Origin of the sequence: Micromonospora sp. NPDC047707, assembly GCF_040704235.1 — a bacterium.
Classification (GTDB): Bacteria; Actinomycetota; Actinomycetes; order Mycobacteriales; family Micromonosporaceae; genus Micromonospora.
Genome location: NZ_JBEYSU010000008.1, coordinates 1 through 17,801, shown reverse-complemented (window position 1 = coordinate 17,801; position 17,801 = coordinate 1). Strand labels below are relative to the sequence as shown.

Below are 17,801 nucleotides of genomic sequence, written 5' to 3'. Positions count from 1 at the left end.
CGAGCTTCTGTCGGGTGTGTCCCGGTCAGCCGTCAACCGCCGGCACGACGCCCGACGGCACGACGCCCGACGGCGCGACGGGTGGCGGCGCGACGGGTGGCGGCGCGACGGGTGGCGGCGCGACGGCGTGGTCGGGCGAGCCGGACCGCTCCGCCCGGCGCAGCAGTCCGGCGGCGACCAGGCCGCCGACCAGGACGGCGGCGGCGCCCACCGTCTGGCCGGTCTCCAGCGCGGCGGCGAAGGCGACGGTGACGGCTTCACGGTCCGCACCGGAGCCGGCGGCGGCGAGGGCCGCCGGGAACGATCCGGCGCCGACCAGCGCGGCCGGCAGCAGGGCGGTGAACCGGGCGTTCAGTACGGCGCCCAGCACGGCGATGCCGAGGCTGCTCCCGACCTCGGTCATGGTGCCGTCGACACCGGCCCCGGCGCCGGCCTTCTGTGCCGGGATGGCGCTCATCACCGCCTCGACGATCGCCGGGTTCGCCAGCGCGCAGCCCGTACCCATGACGAGCAGCCCACCGAGCAGCACCGCGTAGCCGTCGGCGGGGGCGTGGGTGACGAGCAGGAGACCGGCCGCGAGCAGCGTCATGCCGACCGCGATCGCGGCCGGCAACCCGAGCCGGCGGATCGCCACCGCGGCGGCACCGGTGACGTTGAGCAGCACGATGGACAGCGCGAACGGCGCCATCCGCAGACCCGCCTCCCAGGCGGGGTAGCCGCGGACGAACTGCAGGTGCTGGGTGAGCAGGAACAGCGCGCCGGTGGCACCGAAGGTGATCAGGACGACCCCGGAGGTCGCGCCGACGAAGCGGCGGTCCCGGAAGAAGTGCATGTCGAGCATCGGGTCGGGGACCCGCCGCTCCCAGTGAACGAAGAGCCCCAGCAGGAGCACGCCGGCGGCGCCCGCGCCGAGCACCTCGGCCGACGCCCACCCCCGCTCCGGTCCGGAGATGATCGACCAGACGACCGCGGTCAGGCCGGCGGTGGACAGCACCACCCCACCCACGTCGAGCCGTCCGCCGGCCGGATCCCGCGACTCGGGTATCAGCACCCGGCCGACGAGAAGGCAGACCAGCACGATCGGGATGTTCATCAGGAAGATGGCGCCCCAGGGCAGGTGCGCGAGCACGGCACCGCCGATCGGTGGCCCGGCCGCGAAACCCAGCGCGCTGGTGGCCGCCCAGATGCCGATCGCGCGGGACCGCTCGGCTGCGTCGAAGACCTGCATCGCGACCGCGAGGGTGGCGGTGACCAGCAGGGCGCCGCCGACACCCATGCCCGCGCGGGCGGCGATCAACTGGCTGCCGGAACCGGCGAGCCCGGCGGCGAGCGAGCCGAGGCCGAACAGGACGAGCCCGGCGAGCAGCATCCGGCGCCGCCCGTACCGGTCGGCGGCGCTGCCGGCGCTGAGCAGCAACCCGGACAGCACCAGCGCGTACGCGTTGATGATCCACTGCACGTCGGCGGTGCTGGCACCCAGCTCGGTGGTGAGCACCGGCACCGCCACGGTCAGGACCGTGTTGTCCAGCACCACGACGAGTTGGGCCAGACAGAGCACGGCCAGGATCAGCCACCGGGTGGGGGACCGGGGTGGCGCGTCGCCGGACGGGCCGGCGGCCGGTCCGCCGTGGTTGGCCGGGCCGGCCGCCGCGGCGGCCACCGGGTCGGCGCTCATCGGGTCGGCGCGAAGGGGGCGAGCGGGTTGGCCAGGGTGCCGGCGAACTGGAGCGCGGCCGACGGGTCGGCCAGGTCGACCATCTGCTGGTTGTTGCGCAGCTGGAGCCGGTTGAGGCAGGACAGCGTGAACTCCTCGGCGAACAGGTCGTGGCGGCGCAGCCGGTCGGCCAGGTGCGGGACGCTGTCGGCGTAGTCGAGCGCGCACTCGGCGACCGTCCGCCAGAAGTCCTCCTCGACGATGGTCCCGTCGGTGTCCAGGATGGCGGCGAGGTGGCGGAGGAAGCAGTCGAAGACGTCGGTGAAGATGGACAGGATCTTCTCGTCCTCCGGGATGGTGGCCCGGATCCGGCGTACCGGCTCCGGCAGGTCCGCCTCCGGGTTCATCACCACGATCTCCTCGGCGATGTCCTTGAAGACCACCCGTTCGACCGCGCCGTCGCGCAGGACGAGGATGACGTTCTCGCCGTGCGGCATGAAGGCCAGGTCGTACGCGTAGAGGCTGTGCAGCAGCGGTACCAGGTAGGCGTCCAGGTAGCGGCGCAGCCACGCCGTCGGCGCCAGCCCGGACTCGGCGACCAGCGCGGCGGCGAGCGAGCGGCCGTCCCGGTCGACGTGCAGGAGCGAGGCCATGGTGGCGAGCCGGCGGCCGGGCTCCAGGCCGGCGACCGGGCTCTCCCGCCAGAGCGCGGCCAGCATCTTCCGGTACGGGGAGTGGCGGTCGGTGGCGGCCTCGTACTGGCGGTGCCGGTAACCGACCGCGGCCCGCTCCCGAATGATCGACAGCCGGGTCCGCTTGAGTACGGGGTCGTTGTCGATCAGGTCGGCGAGCCAGTCGTTGATGGCCGGCGTCGCCTCCATGTACGCGGCGGACAGGCCGCGCATGAAGCCCATGTTCAGGACCGACAGCGCGGTCTTGACGTAGTGCCTCGTCGGCTCCGTGACGTTGAAGAACGTGCGGATCGACTGCTGGGCGAGGTACTCGTCCGGTCCCTCGCCCAGGCAGACCAGCCGGCGGCGGGCGACCTCGCCGGCGAAGGTGACCGCCAGCTTGTTCCACCACTGCCACGGGTGCACCGGGATGAGCAGGTAGTCGGCCGGGTCCAGGCCGAGGCCGGTGAGGGTACCCGCGAAGCGGTCGACCGTGTCGGCGCCCAGCTCGGCCCGCACCAGCGCGTCGTAGTCCAGGTCGGCCGCGCAGGTGAAGGTGGTGTGGTCGCGGTGGGCGGCCAGCCACAGCAGCCGGACGGGCGCCGCGGCCTCCGGGGCGTAGCGGTGGTACTCGTGCACCCCGAAACCGATGCGGCCGTTGTTGGCCACGAAGCACGGGTGCCCCTCGGTCATGCCGGTCTCCACGGCCTGGAAGTCCGCCCGGGCGAGTTCGGCGGCGCTCACCGGGGGCTTGCCGAGCTTGTACGCGGTGCCGGCGAGCGTGGAGGTGATCTCCTCCAGGTACACCGGCAGGATCGCGTCGGTGAGGCCGAGCGCGTCGCGCAGGTCGAGACAGAGGTCGACGGCGTCCAGCGGCAGCTCGTCGCCGTCGCGGTGCCGGCTGATGCTGTCGGCGTCGACCTGCCAGTGGTCGAGGGCGAGGCGCCGGGCGGCGAACCGGTACGCCACCGTGCCGTCGTCGCTGCGGACCACCCACCGCCCGGCGCCGGCCGGCTCGGGGGTGATGAGACGTTCGTGGGCGAACTCGGCGAGTGCCTTGCGCACCAGCAGCCGGTTGGCCGTGGCCCAGGCGTCGGGGGTCAGATGGTCCACGGATGCGGTGGCCTTCACGCGGGCACCCCTCCTCGGGTCGCGGCCAGGAACTGCTCGCGGGTGCAGACGCTGAGCAGGGCCTCCTTCTCGGGCTTGCGGATCGGGCCGACGACGGTGAAGCCCACGGCGGCGTTGAGCGCGTGCACCGCGGTGTTGCGGACATCGGGCTCGACGACGACCCGCCGGGTCGCCGGGTCGGCGAAGAGCCAGGCCATGACGGTCGTGATCACCGCGCGGGTGAAGCCGCTCACCGGGGTGTCGGTGGGGGCGCAGAGGAAGTGCATGCCGACGTCGCCGTCCGCGGCGTCGTACCGGCCGACGAGCTCGACCCGGGCGGGGTCGTACCGTTCGGCGAGGAAGGCGGGGGCGCCGCGCCACAGACCCAGGTACGCGTCGTGGTGCGGGTGGGCGGCGATCCTCCGGTACTCCTCGGCGACCGCCGCCACGTCGGCGTCCTGCATCAGCCAGAACGCGGCCTTGGGATGGGTGACCCAGCCGTGCAGCAGCGCCGCGTCGGCGTCGGCGTCGAGGGGGCGCAGCGCGAACTTTCCGAGCCGGTCGTCGTGCCGTGTGAACACGGTCATGACATCGCCCCCGCGGGCGCGCCGAACTCCTGGAAGGCGATGGCCTTCTCGACCGGGTAGTGCTCGCGGCCGGTCAGCTCGCGGATGATCCACGAGTTGCGGTACGGGCCCATGCCGAGGTCGGGCGACGTGATGCTGTGGGTGTGGGTGCCCGCGTTCTGGAGGAAGACGCGGCCGGTGTGGTCGATGCTGTAGTTGCGGGCGACGTCGAAGCGGCCGTGGGAGTCCCAGCGGAGCCGGTCGCGGACCGGCTCCAGGAACTCGGGGACCCGGTAGTGGTAGCCGGTGGCCAGGACCAGGCCCTCGGTGTCCAGGGTGAAGTCCCGCCCCTGCTCGACGTTGCGCAGACCCAGGTGGTACCGGCCGGTCGAGGCGTCGTGGGCGGCGCTGGTCAGCTCGGTGTTGGTCAGCAGGCGGGTCCGCACCGGGCCGTCGAGGCTGCGGGCGTAGAGCAGGTCGTAGATGTCGTTGATCAGGTCGGAGTTGATCCCCTTGAACAGGCCCTTCTGGTCGGACTCCAGCCGGTAGCGGGTCTCCTCCGGCAGGGCGTGGAAGTAGTCCACGTAGTCCGGTGAGGTCATCTCCAGGGTGAGCTTGGTGTACTCCAGCGGGAAGAACCGGGGCGACCGGGTGACCCAGTTCAGCTGGTAGCCGTACGTGTCGATGTCGGTGAGCAGGTCGTGGTAGATCTCGGCGGCGCTCTGCCCGCTGCCGACGACCGTGATGCTCCGCTTGGCCCGCAGCGCGTCCCGGCTGTCGAGGTACCGGGAGTTGTGGATCAGGTCGCCGCCGAGACCCGCGCAGGCGTCCGGGACGTACGGCGGGGTTCCGGTGCCGAGCACCAGGTGGCGGGCCCGGTAGGTGGCGGTGCCGTCGGCCGTGTCGGCGTGCACCACGTAGCGGTCGTCGGCCTCGTCGTACTCCACGGCGGTGACGGTGTGCCCGAACCGCAGGTTCGGCAGCTTCGCGGCGGCCCACCGGCAGTAGTCGTTGTACTCGGCGCGCAGGGGGAAGAAGCTCTCCCGGATGTAGAACGGGTAGAGCCGCCCGCTCTCCTTCAGGTAGTTGAGGAAGGAGTACGGCGAGGTCGGGTCGGCGAGGGTCACCAGATCGGCCATGAACGGCGTCTGCAGCCGGGTCGACTCGAGCAGCATCCCGGGATGCCAGTCGAAGCCGTCCCGGGTCTCCAGGAACACCCCGTCGAGGTCGTCGATCGGTGCGGTGAGGCAGGCCAGGCCCAGGTTGTACGGGCCCAGCCCGATGGCGATGAAGTCGTGGGTCGACATCGGGTCTCCAAGCGCGGGTGTCAGCCGACCGGGCAGGACAGCTCGGCGGCGGCCGTGGTCTGCGCGTACCAGACGGCGTGGTCGGCGATGAGGTCGAGAACGTGGACGATGTCGTCCACGCTGGTCTCGGGGTTGAGCAGGGTGAACTTCAGGTAGTGGGCACCGTCCACCTTGGTGCCGGCGACCAGGGCCGCGCCGGAGGCGGCCAGGGCGTCCCGGGCGTGCAGGTTGGCGTCGTCGACGAGGCCCGGCCCGGCCCCGGGCGGGACGTAGCGGAAGACCACGGTGCTCAACTGCGACCGGGCTGCCACTTCGAAGCGGGGATCGGCGTCCAGCAGCCGCGACGCCTCGGCCGCGAGGTCGACGACCTGGTCGAAGAGCGCCCCGATGGCGTCCGGCCCCATGATCCGCAGGGTCAGCCAGAGCTTGCACGCGTCGAAGCGGCGGGTGGTCTGGATGCTCTTGTCGACCTGGTTGGGGATGCCCTGCTCGACCGCGCGGGCCGGGTTGAGGTAGTCGGCGTGCCAGGTGGCGTGGCGCAGCACCCGGCCGTCCCGCACGAGCAGGGCGCTGGAGCTGACCGGCTGGAAGAACGACTTGTGGTAGTCGACCGTCACCGAGTCGGCCCGCTCGATGCCGTCGAGGAGGTGCCGGCGGGTGGGGGAGACCAGGAGCCCGCACCCGTACGCGGCGTCGACGTGCAGCCACACACCGGCCGCCGTGCAGATGTCGGCGATCTCCGACAGCGGGTCGATGGTGCCGAAGTCGGTGGTGCCGGCGGTGGCGACGACCGCCATCACCACCAGGTCCTCCCGCCGGCAGCGGTCGATGGTCCGGGCCAGCTCGTCGGTCCGCATCCGGCGCCCGGCGTCGGTGGGGACGGTGAGCACCGCGTCCGCGCCCAGGCCGAGCAGCTTGGCGGCCTTCTGCACGCTGAAGTGACCGGCGGCGGAGGTGATGATCCGCAGGCGGGCCAGCACCTCCGTGCGGGCCGGGCGGGCGGTGGCGCCGCCCACCACCCGCCGGTACGCCTCCTCGCGGGCCAGCAGCATCGCCTGGAGGTTCGACTGGGTGCCACCACTGGTGAACACGCCGTCGGCGGCGGCGCCGAGGCCGATCCGCCCCGTCGTCCACTCGATCAGCCGCCGCTCCATCAGCGTCGCGCCGGCACTCTGGTCCCAGGTGTCCAGTGAGGAGTTCACGGCGCTGAGGACGGCCTCGCCGAGCAGCGCCGGGATCACCACCGGGCAGTTGAGGTGTGCCAGGTAGCGCGGGTGGTGGAACCACACCGCGTCCCGCAGCCAGACGTCGTGCAGTTCGTCGAGGGCGGCGTCGGTGTCGTGCAGCGGACGGTCCAGGTCGATGCCGGCGATCAGGGGAGCCAGCGTGTCCGGCGTGACGCCGGTGAACGGCCGGTCCGCGCCGGCCACCCGGTCGGCCACCCGGTCCATGCCCTGGGTCAGCGCGCGTCGGTAGTGCGCGACCGATCCGGCGTTGAACAGGTGGGCCCGAGCGGCGGACAGGTCCGGCCCCGCCCCGGTCGGCGAGCTGTCGAGCGTGCTTCCGGTCAGGCTCATGCAGGTCCTCAGCGGTCAAAGTGGACACAGGTGCGGCGACTGGCGCCGCGCGAGATTAGGTTAGCCTAACCTAAGTTGCGATCAAGAGGGTGGGGGCGAGGTTCACGCCACAATCGCCGGGTCGCCCACCGTCGACGGCTCGCCGGGAGTCCCCGGCGCGGGAGCGGGCGGGCGGCGGAACCGCCGCTGGTGCGCGAGGCCGAGAGCGACGCCGGCCGCCACCAGCACGATGGACGCGACCGCCACCGCCGGGTAGCCGAACCCGCCGGCGGCCGCGAGACCCGCGGAGGCCGCCACGAACGAGCAGACCAGCCCGAACGACGACAGCACGGTGAAGTCGGTGCCGCCCGTCCCCGGCCGCGAATAGTCCATGTTGACCGTGTAGAGCACGACGTTGGCGATGGTGTACGCCGCCAGGAAGAAGCAGAGGGCGGCGACCGTCCCGGCCAGCGGCGCGTGACCGTTCATCAGCGGGAGCAGCAGCACCGTCGACAGCGCCAGGGCCACCCCGCCGGCCACCAGCACGCCGCCACGCCCGAACCGCGCGACCCCGACTCCCGCCAGCAGGCCGGCGACGATGGCGGGCACGCTGGTCACCACACCGGTCACCACGCCGATCCGGCCCAGCGACCAGCCGGCGTCCACCAGCGCGGGCGTGATCAGGGCGTACGCCATGCCCGCGCCGACGTAGACCAGCGGCACCACGCCGAAGGTCCACCACCGGCATCCGGGCTGGCCGAACACCGACAGCAGCGCCCGGTACGCCGTGCCGACCCCGGCCACCCGGTCGGTGCGGGCCGGCTCCCGGAACCGCCACACCACCAGCAGCCCGACCGCGGTCAGGGCGGCCAGGAGACCGACCGCCGACACCCACCCGAACCGGTCGTAGACCAGTACGCAGGCGCCGCCCCCGAGCAGGTTGCCCAGGTAGCTCGCGGCCACCTGGATGCCGTTTCCGGTGCCCCGGGCCGACTCGCTCAACAGCCGGACGGCGACCGCGTCCACCGCGATGTCCTGCGTGGCGGAGAAGAAGACGAACGCGGCGCAGATCGCGACGACCGTGCCGAGCTGCTCGGCGGGACGGGAGAACGGCAGCAGTGCCAGCAGTGCCAGCACCAGCGCCGCCTGGAGTACGAGCAGCCAGGACCGGTAGTGGCCCCGGTGCCGGGACCCGTAGCGGTCGAGGATCGGCGCCCAGAGGAACTTGACCGGCCAGATCAGGCCGACGATCTGGAGCAGCGCCAGGGTTTCCAGCGACGTGCCGCCGTCACGCAGGATGGCGGTCAAGCCGACCGTGATGAACCCGATGCCGAGGTACTGCGTGACGTACAGCGCGGTCAGGGTGCCGAGACGCCCGCTCACGTGGCTCGCCAGTAGCCGAGGGAGGTGACCTGGTGCTTGCCGACGCCCAGGGAACGCCGGATGTGCCGGGTGATGGTGCGCGTGCTGGCCGCCTCGCACGCCACCCAGTAGTGGGCCGAGTCGCTGGCGGGCAGGGCGGCGCAGACCGCGTCGACCAGGTGCTGCCCGGCCTCCCGCCGGGGCAGCCAGGTGACGTCGTGATGCGCCCGGGCGCGCGGCGCGAGTGCCTTCTCGCCCTCGTGGGCGTACTCCAGCCAGACCGTCGCGGGGATGTCGGCGCCGGCGTCGAGCAGGCTGTTCACCGCGGGCAGGGAGGCCGCGTCGCCGATCAGGTAGAGGTGCTCGGGCGCCGGCTCCGGCAGGCTGAACGCGGTGCCCTGCACGGTCGCGTCGATGGTGTCCCCGACCTGCGCGGTGGTGGCCCACCGGGCCGCGCAGCCGTCGTGGATGGCGAACTCGAGGCTGAACCGACCGGTGGCCGGGTCGGGGTCCACCAGCGTGTACGCGCGCTGGTGCGCCCGGCCGTCGTTGTCGAACCAGAGCCGGATCCACATCGTGGGGTGGACGCCGCAGGCGTCCAGCAGGCCGCCACCGTCGAGGAGCAGCCGCTGGTAGTGCCCGTCGATCGACTCCGAACCCAGCACGGTCAGCCGAAAGTCCCGGCCTCCCATGGCCTTTAGGACCAGGGCCTCCCAGTTCCGTTTCACGCACCCCTCCAGGTAAGGTCAACCTCAGTTAGGGCAGGTTAGCCTAAGTTGAGTGCTTGACGGAAGGCGCGTGTCACCCACCGCGACGCGCAGCGATGTCGAGCCAGGTCGATGGCGATGTGCGCGGAGTCGCCGCCGCGGGCCGGCGACCGACCGGCACCCACGGCCTGGCCCGTTCGCACCCGTAGCTAAGGACAGCGCGCCATGACATACCAGGAGAAGATCGCCGGTCTCGGCGAGTTGTCGCTCGTGACCCTGGAGCCCGACCGGGACGCCGAACTGGTGCACGGCTGGGTCACCCAGCCCCGCAACTCGTTCTGGGGGATGGGAACGCACACCCTCGACCAGGTGCGCGAGATCTACGCGTTCGTCGACAGCCTGCCGACGCACCACGCGTACCTGATCATGGTCGACGACGAGCCGGTCGGGCTGTTCCAGACCTACCAGCCGGAGGCGGACCCGGTCGGCGAGCGCTACCCGGTCCAGCCCGGCGACGTCGGGATGCACCTGCTCCTCAACCCGGGCCGCCGCTACGCCCGTGGCCTGACCACCGCCGTCGGCCCGGCGCTCGCCCGGTTCCTGTTCCGTGATCCGGCCGCGCAGCGGATCGTCGTGGAGCCGGACATCCGCAACCAGGTCGCCCTGCGCCGGTTGGAGGCCGAGGGGTTCACCTTCGGCTCCGAGGTCGACATGCCGGACAAGCGTGCCCAGCTGGCCTTCCTGACCCGCGCCCGCTTCGAGGCGGACCACCCCGTCCCGGCCTGACCCGCCGGTCAGGGGCGGCGGCGGGCGGGCGTCCCGAGCGGGCCGCTCGGCGGCATCCGTCGTGGCTGTTGCGTCTCGCGCGTGATCTCCGATTCATAGATGACGTGCTGTCGCATCTGAGGAGACGTCTCATGCCGATCGCCCGGTTACTCGCCGGCACCGCGGTGGCCACCGTGCTCGTGGCCGCCGCCGCCACCCCCGCGAGCGGGGCAGTCAACGATCCGTTGTACGACAAGCAGTGGGGCCTGCAGCAGATCCACGCCGAACAGGCCTGGCGGACCAGCACCGGCGCGGGTGTGGTGATCGCGGTCGTCGACACCGGCGTCGACCTCGGGCACCCCGACCTGAGCTCCAAGCTGGTGCCCGGCGCCACGTTCATCGACTGCGGCCCGGCCCCGTGCGGCGACGGCGACTGGCGCGGTCCCGACGGCGCGCCCGACGCCTCGGACGAGCACGGCACCCACGTGGCGGGCATCGCCGCCGCGGCCGCCGGCAACGGGGTCGGCATCGCGGGAGCCGCCCCCGGCGCGAAGATCATGCCGATCAAGGTGCTGGAGGCGGGCAGTGGCAGCTTCGCCGACATCGCCGCCGGCATCCGGTACGCGGTCGACCACGGCGCCAAGGTGGTCAACCTCAGTCTCGGCGCGCTGCCCGGCACCCAGGCCCTCACCCTGACCGGGCTCGAGTCGGCGGCGACCGAGGCGATCGCGTACGCCCGGACGAAGGGGGTCGCCGTCATCGCCGCCGCCGGCAACGAGACGTCACCGCTGTGCGCGACCCCGGCCTGGGAGGCGGGCGCGCTCTGCGTCACCGCCACCGACCGGAACGAGGTGAAGGCGGCCTACTCCAACCTGGGCGTGAAGCTCGACCTGAGGGCGGTCGCCGCACCGGGGGGCGCCGGCACGCTCGAGTGCGACGACGACGTGTGGTCCACCGTCCCGAGGGGCACCGGCTCGGCCGGCTGCGGGCAGGGTGACTACGACGCGTACGCGGGCACGTCGATGGCCACACCGTACGTGGCGGGTGTGGCGGCGCTGCTCTTCGCCCAGCAGCGCAGCCTCGACAACGTGTACTCGGTGCTGATGTCGACCGCCCGTACCCCACTGCTGGGGCTGCGCGGCGTCTACACGCCGCTGTACGGCTGGGGCGTCGTCGACGCCCAGGCCGCCGTCGCCGCGCCCCGCACCTGACGGTCGCCGGCTGCCGGCCATCCGGGCACCCCGGCTCAGCCGATCTCCGGTTGAGCCGGGGCGTCGCCCGCCGGTGCGACCGGCGGGCCACCGACCACCTATTCGCCGGCGGCGCGACGGAGTGGACGCTGCCGGGAGAGGTCCTCGGTCTCCTGGACCAGGTAGTGGGGTCGGCGCTTGGTCTCGTAGTAGATCCGGCCGATGTACTCGCCGATCACGCCCAGGATCGCCATCTGGAGGCCGCCGAGACCGATCACGCTGACGATGATCGTGGTGTAGCCGGGGACGTCGATTCCCTTGCTGACGGCGTCCGCGACGACCCACGCCATGTACACCACCGCGATCAGCGTGAGGGACAGGCCGCCGTAGATGGCCAACCGGAGCGGCCGGTTGTTGAACGACAGCAGCCCGTCGAACGCGTAGTTGAACAGCGTGCCGAACGTCCACCTGCTCCGGCCCGCCCGCCGGGACTCGTTGCGGTGCGCGACCACCACCGTGCGGAAGCCGATCCAGGAGAACAGCCCCTTGGAGAACCGGTTGTACTCCGGCATCGCCAGCACCGCGTCCACCGCGAGCCGGGACAGCAGCCGGAAGTCGCCGGCCCCGTCCAGGAGCCGCACGTCGATCCACCAGTTGACCAGCCGGTAGAAGGAGCGCGAGGCCAGCATCCGCAGGAGCCGGTCGCCGTGCCGGTCCCGGCGGGCGATCACCTGGTCGAAACCCTGCCGGTACAACGCCACCATGTGCGGCAGCAACCGTGGCGGATGCTGCAGGTCGGCGTCCATGAGGACGACCGCGTCCCCGCTGGCCCGCTCCAGGCCGGCCAGCATCGCCGCCTCCTTGCCGAAGTTCCGGCTCAGCGACGTGTAGCACACGGACGGGTCGGCGGCGGCGAGCCGGCGCAGCGCCGCGAGGGTGCCGTCCGCGCTGCCGTCGTCGACGTACACCATCTCGAGGTCGACGTCGGACAGCTCCGCGAGCGCGGCGGTCACCGCCACGTGCAGCCGTTCCACCGAGGCTTCCTCGTTGTAGCAGGGCACCACGACCGACAGGCGCACGTCCGTCACCCCGCCCGGCCCGAGGAGGCCCGGCCGCCGCGCGGCCCGGCACCGGGGTCACAGCTGATAGACCAGCACACCGTCGATGTCCTCCCGGGTGATGCCCAGCCCGTCGACCGGCCGGGACGCGATGCCCTCCCAGGGTGTCCCGGCGGCCCAGCCGGGCAGGGCCACCACGGACCGCACCCCGATGCTCCGCAGGTACGCCACGCTGCCCGGGTCGGGGAAGGCGGCCGTGGCGGCCCGGGTACGCGCCTGGGTGGCGGGCTCGAAACCGGCCAGCCCGTTCGTCACCCGGGGGAAGCCGTCGGTCGTCCACGCCATGTAGATCAGGTCGAGCGCGCCGCCGGCGGGCAGCACCAGCGCGGGCTCCGCCGCCGTGCGCATCGCGGCCGGCGGCGGCGGCACCTCCGGATGCGGGGTCCGGTTGATTGCCTCCACGCCGACGAGGGCCAGCGGGGTCAGCAGGACCACCGGCGCCAGCAGCCGTGACCAGCGGGCCGACCATCGCCGCACCTCCCCGGCGAGCGCCGTCACCGCGCCCGCCGCCAGCACCGCCAGCAGCAGGCTCGTCCAGTGCATCATCCGGCCCGGCGTGCGCAGCGCGTCCCACCCGGGCAGGTGCTCGGACAGCGTCAGGTAGCCCGGATCTCCGTCGCCACCGAGGGTGGCGCCCAGGCCCAGCAGCACCGTGCCGAGCACGCCGAGCCCGACCGCGACCCGGTGCCGGGCCGGGTACACCGAGAGGAACAGCCCCGCCCCGGCCAGCCCGAGCAGGGTCATCCCGGGCAGCAACGCCATCTCCGGCGGCCAGGTCAACTGGTCCCGGGCGGCGGCGTGCCGCTCGCCCCAGAGCCACGAATCCGCCGGGGCGGTGACGAACCCGATCAGCGGTGGCGAGAAGTGCGTCGTCCAGTCCAGCGTCCGCTCGGCCTGCGGATTGAGGTTCACGACCCGCAGGTAGACGAGGCCCAGCAGCAGCGTCACCGACCCGAAGACGGCACCGCCGGCCAGGTCCGCGACCAGCAGCCGCCGGCCGAACGCCGGTCGTTGCCTCCGCCGCCACCACGACCAGCCGTACCCGCCGGCCGCGACCAGCACCCCGGCGAGCAGGAGGTACACCAGCGGCAGCCCGATGGCGAAGCCCAGGCTGACCTGCCAGGCGGCGACGAGCCACCCCGCCAGCGCCCAGCCCGGCCGTCGCCGTTCCGGCCGGTACCCGTGCCGCAGCGACCAGCCGTGGCCGCGGGCCAGCATCGCCAGGCACAACGCGATCCCACCGCTGGACAGGATGTTCAGGTGACCGGCGTGCGCGAGACGCCACGGCGCGAACGCCCACGCGAGCCCGGCGAGCGCCCCGCCCCACCGGCCCGCGCCGAGCTGGCGGACCAACGCGTACGCCCCGACGAACGCCAGCGCGTGCACCAGCACGTACATCACGTTGTAGCGGACCAGGGCGGCCTCGAAACCCGAGCCGAGCATCCCCGCCGGGGCGTACCCGAGCAGCGTGTCGCTGTACGCGTACGTGTGCCGCTCGGGGAAGAACGTGTTCGAGTGCCACAGGCCGGACGGGTCGTGGAGCAGGGCGTGCCCGCCCCAGGCGAGCTGCCACGCCTGCAGGGTCGGGTCGGCGATGTCGCCGGGGACCGTGCTCGCCGGATGGCGCAGCGTCGGCCAGGTCAGCACCACCGCCAGCAGCAGCCCGCCGAGCACCGCCACCGTCCACTCGTGCCGCAGCCACCGCCAGCGGCCCCACCGGTCGGAGTCTCCGGTGGCGGGACCGTCGTCACGCCCGGCGATCGCGGTGGGTGGCAGCGCGTCGGTGGAACCGGTGGTCATGAAGATAGATGTTCCACGATGTGAGCCGTCTTGTCGATCCACATTCCGAGATTTGGGTCCGCCGACCAGGGGTGCTGCCACCTGCGCCGTGGCTCGCACCGGCCCACGTCGTGGACGAGCGCTGGATGCGTCCGGCTATTGTGCGACGATCGTCGATGGCATGCGACCGGACCGTGTCGCCGTTCTGACCGCAACCGGCGGCGGGCAGTCGGCGGTACCGGACCACACCCTCGTACCTTTTGGAGAGCAGGATGTCCCTCTCGCCGGCTCGGGTCTTCGCCGCGCTGAACGCGGTGCGACCGCCCGACCAGCCCTCGCCGGTCATGAACAAGGCCGTCGTGATCGGCGGCAGTTTCGCCGGACTACTGGCCGCCCGGGTTCTGTCCGACCACGCCGAGAGCGTCGTCATCATCGACCGTGATGACCTGGACATGGCTGGCGGGCGGCCGGGCGCGCCACAGGGGACGCAGTTGCACGCGCTGCTGCCCGGTGGCTTTCTCCTGCTTGAGCGGCTGCTCCCGCGATTCCGCGAACAGGCTCTGGCCGAAGGCGCGATCGAGGCGCCACCCGCGGCCAGGCGGACCTACGTCGATGGTCGCCTTAAGGTGGACGTGCCCGACGATGCCGACACCCTGGCGGGTAGCCGGTCCCTTCTGGAAGGGTTGATCCGCCGGCAGGTGCTTCGACTGCCCAACGTCAAGACCGTCACCGCCCGCGCCACGGGCCTCGTGTTCGACGGTGCCGTGACCACCGGGGTCCGCTACGACGTCGGTGGCGTGCCCGGCGTCGAGCACGGCGACTACGTCGTGGACGCCATGGGACGTTCGAGCAGGCTGTCCGAGTGGCTTGAGCACGCCGGCTGGGACCGTCCCGTCCTGCGGCGGATGGCCGTGAGCCTCAACTACGCGACCGCGCTGTTCCGACGTCGTGCGACGAACGGGGATTTCTCGGCCGTCATGGCCCTGAACACTCCGGGGACGCCGTCGGAGGTGGCCGGCGCCGGGTACTTCGCGATCGAGGACGGTCGGTGGATGGCCATGATGGCCGGCTACGGGGACAACCGCCCCGGGCACACCGCCGAGGACTTCGTACGCCGGTTGCGCGACCAGCTCCCCCCGGAGTTCGCCGAACTCGCCGGGAACGAGATGCTCGGCGACGTCCGGACCTTCCACCACCCGGACAGCCGGCGGCGGGACTTTCATGCCGTGAAGCGGTTTCCGGCCGGGCTCGTCAGCGTCGGTGACGCGGTGGCGTCGTTCAACCCCGTGTACGGGCAGGGGATGACGACGGCGGCCCTGCACGCGGCCTGCGTGTCGATGTATCTGCGGTCGAACCCGGATCTGGGGGTTCCGGCGCGCCAGTTCTTCGACTTGCAGAAGGTCGTGGTCGACGCTGCCTGGTCGATATCTACCTCCGCGGACCTGGCTCTGCCGCATGTCGACTGGCCCCACCCGCGGGGCTACCGGATCTCACGCTGGATCAGCCGGCAGATCGTCGACGCCACCGTGACGGACGTGAAGATCGCGCGGCGGTTCAACAAGGTGGTCTACCTGCGCGAGCATCCCCGGTCGCTGGCCACACCCGGCGTGATACTCGGCGCCCTGCGTGCCAACCTGCGCGCACGCTGACCGGGGCGCCCGCTCGCCGAGCGCCGCGTCGGGCGGCTGCCGGGGTTCCGCGCGCAGCCCCGGCAGCCGCCCCCACCCGGTCAGCGGCCCTGGAGGGCCTTGACGTTGTCGCCGAACGTCCAGCCCTTCGAGCCGTCCCAGTTCAGTGACCAGGTCATCAGGCCCTTCAGGCCACCCCGGTAGGTGTTCCACGCCTGGGCCACCGTCGACGGGGCCATCCAGCCGCCACCGGCGCCGGGCTGTGCCGGCAGGCCGGGCACCTGCTTGTCGTACGGGACGCGGATGGTCGTGCCCTGGATCACCAGCCCGGCGTTGAGGCAGTCGGTCTGGGCGACGAAGCCCTGCACCGTGCCGGCCGGGTACGAGTCACCGGAGCAGCCGTACATGCTGCCGTTGTAGTACTGCATGTTCAGCCACCAGAGCCGGCCGTTGTCGGCGTACCGTTTGATGATCGGCAGGTACGCGCCCCAGATCGACCCGTAGGTCACGCTGCCGCCGGTGACGTACGCCGTCTCCGGCGCCATGGTGAGGCCGAAGGTGGGTGGCATCTGCGCGAGCACCCCGTCGATGATCCGGATCAGGTTCGCCTGCGATGTGGACAGTTGGGTGATGTTCCCGCTGCCGGTGAGACCGGTCTCGATGTCGATGTCGATGCCGTCGAAGTTGTACCGCTTGAGGATCGGCACGACGGTCGCGACGAACCGGTCGGCGACCGCCGCCGAGCTGAGGTCGATCCCGGCGGTGGCGCCGCCGATCGACATCAGGATGGTCAGGCCGGCGGCCTTGGCCCGGCACATCTCGGCGGGGGTGGGCACCCGCACCGTGGCGTCCATCCCGTCCTCCCACAGCACGGTGCCGTCGGCGCGGATCACCGGGAACGCCGCGTTGATGACGTTGTAGCCGTGCGTGGGGATGCGCGGGTCGGTGATCGGGATCCAGCCCAGCGGCGGGTGGACGCCGTTCGCCGCGCCGTCCCAGTTCTCCCAGTAGCCCTGGAGCACCTTGCCGGCCGGCTTGGGCTTGCCGGCGCAGGTGTCGGGACCGGGCGGCGTGGGCGTTCCGGTCGGCGTGGGCGTGGGCGTGGGTCTGGGTGTGGCGGTGGGCGGCGGGGTGGGGGAGGGCGGTGGCGTACCGCCGCACGCCCCGAGGTCGGTCCAGAGCGACGGGGTGGCGGCCGGGTTCCAGCCGGCGCCGGGCGGTGGGGTGTGCGCCACCAGTGCCTGGTACGACCGGCCGGCGTAGGTCACCCGGCTGCCGACGGCGTAGCTGACCCCTTCCGCCCAGGCCGGTGCCGTGCAGGCGGCCAGCGTCGTGCTCGGCGCGTCCGTGGCGGCCGCGAAGCTGGCGGCCCGCGGCAGCGCCGCGACGGCGGCGACCAGCGCCGCGCCGGCAACAAGGGCGGGAATCGCCCGTCGAAGTCCCATGGCGTACCTCCTCATCGATTGATGGGAGGCTATCAATTAACTTTGTTAAAAGTTAGCGTGGTGTCCCGGTTCGGGTGCGAGTTTTGGCGGATGGCGTGACCGCCTTCGCCGAGGGCCCAGGTCAGCCGCGCGCCGTGCCGCTCGTGCCGAGCCGTGGGGTTGTGCGGCGTGACGGAATGACGTGTCATTCCTCCATGGCCCGAACCGTCGACCCCCACCGCCGGCAGTCCATCGTCGACGCCGCCCACTCGGTCTTCGCCCGCAAGGGCTACGCCGCCGCCGGCATCGCCGACGTCGCGGGAGAGCTGGGCATCGGTCACGGCACGGTGTACCGGTACTTCGAGAACAAGCGCGACGTCGCCGCCGCGGTGCTGGACCGGGCGCTCGAGCGGATCGCCGCGGTGGTCACGGCGGAGGACGCGACGGCGACCGGCTCCCTGGCCGAGTACCGGGCGCAGGTGGAGCGGATCGGCCACCGGCTGTACGACCTGTTCGCGGCCGATCGGGCGCTCGGCCGCCTGGTCTTCCACGACCTCGGCGCCGTCGACGACGACCTGCGGGAGCGCCTGCACGCCGCCCACGAGACGTTCGCCGAGTACACCGCGGCGTACCTCCGCAACGGGATTGCCAAGGGGTTCCTCCGCCCCGACCTGGACGTCGACACGACCGCGCGGGTGATCAACGGAATGATCTTCGAGGGCGCCGCCCAGGTCACGCGGACCGACGATCCGCGGCCCCTGCGCGACCGGTGGATACGCGCCGTGGTCGCGCTGATGTTCGACGGAGTCGCCCGGCACGGTGAGCCCGAAAGGAGTGAGCATGGTCCAGGTTGACGTCTTCTGGGCGTACGCGATCGGCGCGGGTTTCGGCGCGGGGGGGGGCCCGGGGGCCCGCCCCGGACCCGGACCCCCCCCGGTGTGGGCGCCGCGGGTGAACACCACGG

The 17,801-nt window shown here is 72.4% G+C and carries 14 protein-coding genes; 4 read left to right on the top strand and 10 right to left on the bottom strand.

The genetic code is table 11. The annotated features are described in order from the left end of the window. Nucleotides 1–25: 25 nt before the first annotated feature. From AB0873_RS11375 to AB0873_RS11345, 7 genes are all read right to left on the bottom strand, one after another. Nucleotides 26–1,675: an MFS transporter gene (locus AB0873_RS11375; protein ID WP_366599561.1), complete on the bottom strand. Its 1,650-nt coding sequence runs from the start codon at nt 1,673–1,675 to the stop codon at nt 26–28. Then, nucleotides 1,672–3,456, bottom strand: coding sequence for an IucA/IucC family siderophore biosynthesis protein (locus AB0873_RS11370; RefSeq protein WP_366599560.1), 1,785 nt, complete (start codon nt 3,454–3,456; stop codon nt 1,672–1,674). The genes AB0873_RS11375 and AB0873_RS11370 overlap by 4 nt, the downstream gene beginning before the upstream one ends. Further along, nucleotides 3,453–4,022, bottom strand: a complete 570-nt coding sequence (locus AB0873_RS11365; protein ID WP_366599559.1) for a GNAT family N-acetyltransferase — start codon at nt 4,020–4,022, stop codon at nt 3,453–3,455. Before AB0873_RS11365 ends, AB0873_RS11370 begins: the two co-directional genes overlap by 4 nt. Beyond that, nucleotides 4,019–5,308, bottom strand: coding sequence for a lysine N(6)-hydroxylase/L-ornithine N(5)-oxygenase family protein (locus AB0873_RS11360; protein WP_366599557.1), 1,290 nt, complete (start codon nt 5,306–5,308; stop codon nt 4,019–4,021). The genes AB0873_RS11365 and AB0873_RS11360 overlap by 4 nt, the downstream gene beginning before the upstream one ends. 20 nt (nt 5,309–5,328) lie before the next feature. Beyond that, the gene (locus AB0873_RS11355) at nt 5,329–6,885 is read right to left on the bottom strand and encodes an aspartate aminotransferase family protein (protein WP_366599556.1); all 1,557 of its coding nucleotides are present in this window, start codon (nt 6,883–6,885) and stop codon (nt 5,329–5,331) included. Between the two features lie 102 nt (nt 6,886–6,987). Next, complete coding sequence (locus AB0873_RS11350) at nt 6,988–8,247, bottom strand: MFS transporter (RefSeq protein WP_366599555.1); 1,260 nt, start codon at nt 8,245–8,247, stop codon at nt 6,988–6,990. Next, on the bottom strand, nt 8,244–8,954 hold the full coding sequence (locus tag AB0873_RS11345) for a siderophore-interacting protein (RefSeq protein WP_366599554.1): 711 nt from the start codon (nt 8,952–8,954) through the stop codon (nt 8,244–8,246). Before AB0873_RS11345 ends, AB0873_RS11350 begins: the two co-directional genes overlap by 4 nt. A 204-nt stretch (nt 8,955–9,158) precedes the next feature. Here AB0873_RS11345 and AB0873_RS11340 point away from each other — a divergent pair, with 204 nt between their 5' ends. Further along, a complete protein-coding gene (locus AB0873_RS11340; RefSeq protein WP_366599553.1) occupies nt 9,159–9,719 on the top strand; it encodes a GNAT family N-acetyltransferase in 561 nt (186 codons plus the stop codon). 131 nt (nt 9,720–9,850) lie between these two features. Further along, on the top strand, nt 9,851–10,909 hold the full coding sequence (locus AB0873_RS11335) for a S8 family serine peptidase (RefSeq protein ID WP_366599552.1): 1,059 nt from the start codon (nt 9,851–9,853) through the stop codon (nt 10,907–10,909). Between the two features lie 98 nt (nt 10,910–11,007). Here AB0873_RS11335 and AB0873_RS11330 read toward each other — a convergent pair whose 3' ends face one another. Both AB0873_RS11330 and AB0873_RS11325 read right to left on the bottom strand, forming a co-directional pair. Continuing rightward, complete coding sequence (locus AB0873_RS11330) at nt 11,008–11,976, bottom strand: glycosyltransferase family 2 protein (protein WP_366599551.1); 969 nt, start codon at nt 11,974–11,976, stop codon at nt 11,008–11,010. A gap of 48 nt (nt 11,977–12,024) precedes the next feature. After that, nucleotides 12,025–13,806: a hypothetical protein gene (locus tag AB0873_RS11325; protein ID WP_366599549.1), complete on the bottom strand. Its 1,782-nt coding sequence runs from the start codon at nt 13,804–13,806 to the stop codon at nt 12,025–12,027. Nucleotides 13,807–14,057: 251 nt separating this feature from the next. On the opposite strand from AB0873_RS11325, the gene AB0873_RS11320 reads away from it, so the two are divergent. After that, the gene (locus AB0873_RS11320; protein WP_366599548.1) at nt 14,058–15,434 is read left to right on the top strand and encodes an FAD-dependent oxidoreductase; all 1,377 of its coding nucleotides are present in this window, start codon (nt 14,058–14,060) and stop codon (nt 15,432–15,434) included. Nucleotides 15,435–15,514: 80 nt separating this feature from the next. Here AB0873_RS11320 and AB0873_RS11315 read toward each other — a convergent pair whose 3' ends face one another. Then, nucleotides 15,515–16,858, bottom strand: a complete 1,344-nt coding sequence (locus AB0873_RS11315; protein WP_366599547.1) for a glycosyl hydrolase family 18 protein — start codon at nt 16,856–16,858, stop codon at nt 15,515–15,517. A 194-nt stretch (nt 16,859–17,052) separates the two neighbouring features. Here AB0873_RS11315 and AB0873_RS11310 point away from each other — a divergent pair, with 194 nt between their 5' ends. After that, nucleotides 17,053–17,691 carry a TetR/AcrR family transcriptional regulator gene (locus tag AB0873_RS11310; protein ID WP_366599546.1) on the top strand — a complete coding sequence of 213 codons (639 nt, stop codon included), beginning with the start codon at nt 17,053–17,055 and terminating at the stop codon, nt 17,689–17,691. The last annotated feature ends 110 nt before the right edge of the window (nt 17,692–17,801 follow it).

What these genes read in the sequence shown, in the direction of transcription:
- AB0873_RS11375 (WP_366599561.1), bottom strand. Translation starts at nt 1,675, where the DNA reads ATGAGCGCCGACCCGGTGGCCGCCGCGGCGGCCGGCCCGGCCAACCAC.
- AB0873_RS11365 (WP_366599559.1), bottom strand. Translation starts at nt 4,022, where the DNA reads ATGACCGTGTTCACACGGCACGACGACCGGCTCGGAAAGTTCGCGCTG.
- AB0873_RS11360 (WP_366599557.1), bottom strand. Translation starts at nt 5,308, where the DNA reads ATGTCGACCCACGACTTCATCGCCATCGGGCTGGGCCCGTACAACCTG.
- AB0873_RS11355 (WP_366599556.1), bottom strand. Translation starts at nt 6,885, where the DNA reads ATGAGCCTGACCGGAAGCACGCTCGACAGCTCGCCGACCGGGGCGGGG.
- AB0873_RS11340 (WP_366599553.1), top strand. Translation starts at nt 9,159, where the DNA reads ATGACATACCAGGAGAAGATCGCCGGTCTCGGCGAGTTGTCGCTCGTG.
- AB0873_RS11335 (WP_366599552.1), top strand. Translation starts at nt 9,851, where the DNA reads ATGCCGATCGCCCGGTTACTCGCCGGCACCGCGGTGGCCACCGTGCTC.
- AB0873_RS11325 (WP_366599549.1), bottom strand. Translation starts at nt 13,806, where the DNA reads ATGACCACCGGTTCCACCGACGCGCTGCCACCCACCGCGATCGCCGGG.
- AB0873_RS11320 (WP_366599548.1), top strand. Translation starts at nt 14,058, where the DNA reads ATGTCCCTCTCGCCGGCTCGGGTCTTCGCCGCGCTGAACGCGGTGCGA.
- AB0873_RS11315 (WP_366599547.1), bottom strand. Translation starts at nt 16,858, where the DNA reads ATGGGACTTCGACGGGCGATTCCCGCCCTTGTTGCCGGCGCGGCGCTG.
- AB0873_RS11310 (WP_366599546.1), top strand. Translation starts at nt 17,053, where the DNA reads ATGGCCCGAACCGTCGACCCCCACCGCCGGCAGTCCATCGTCGACGCC.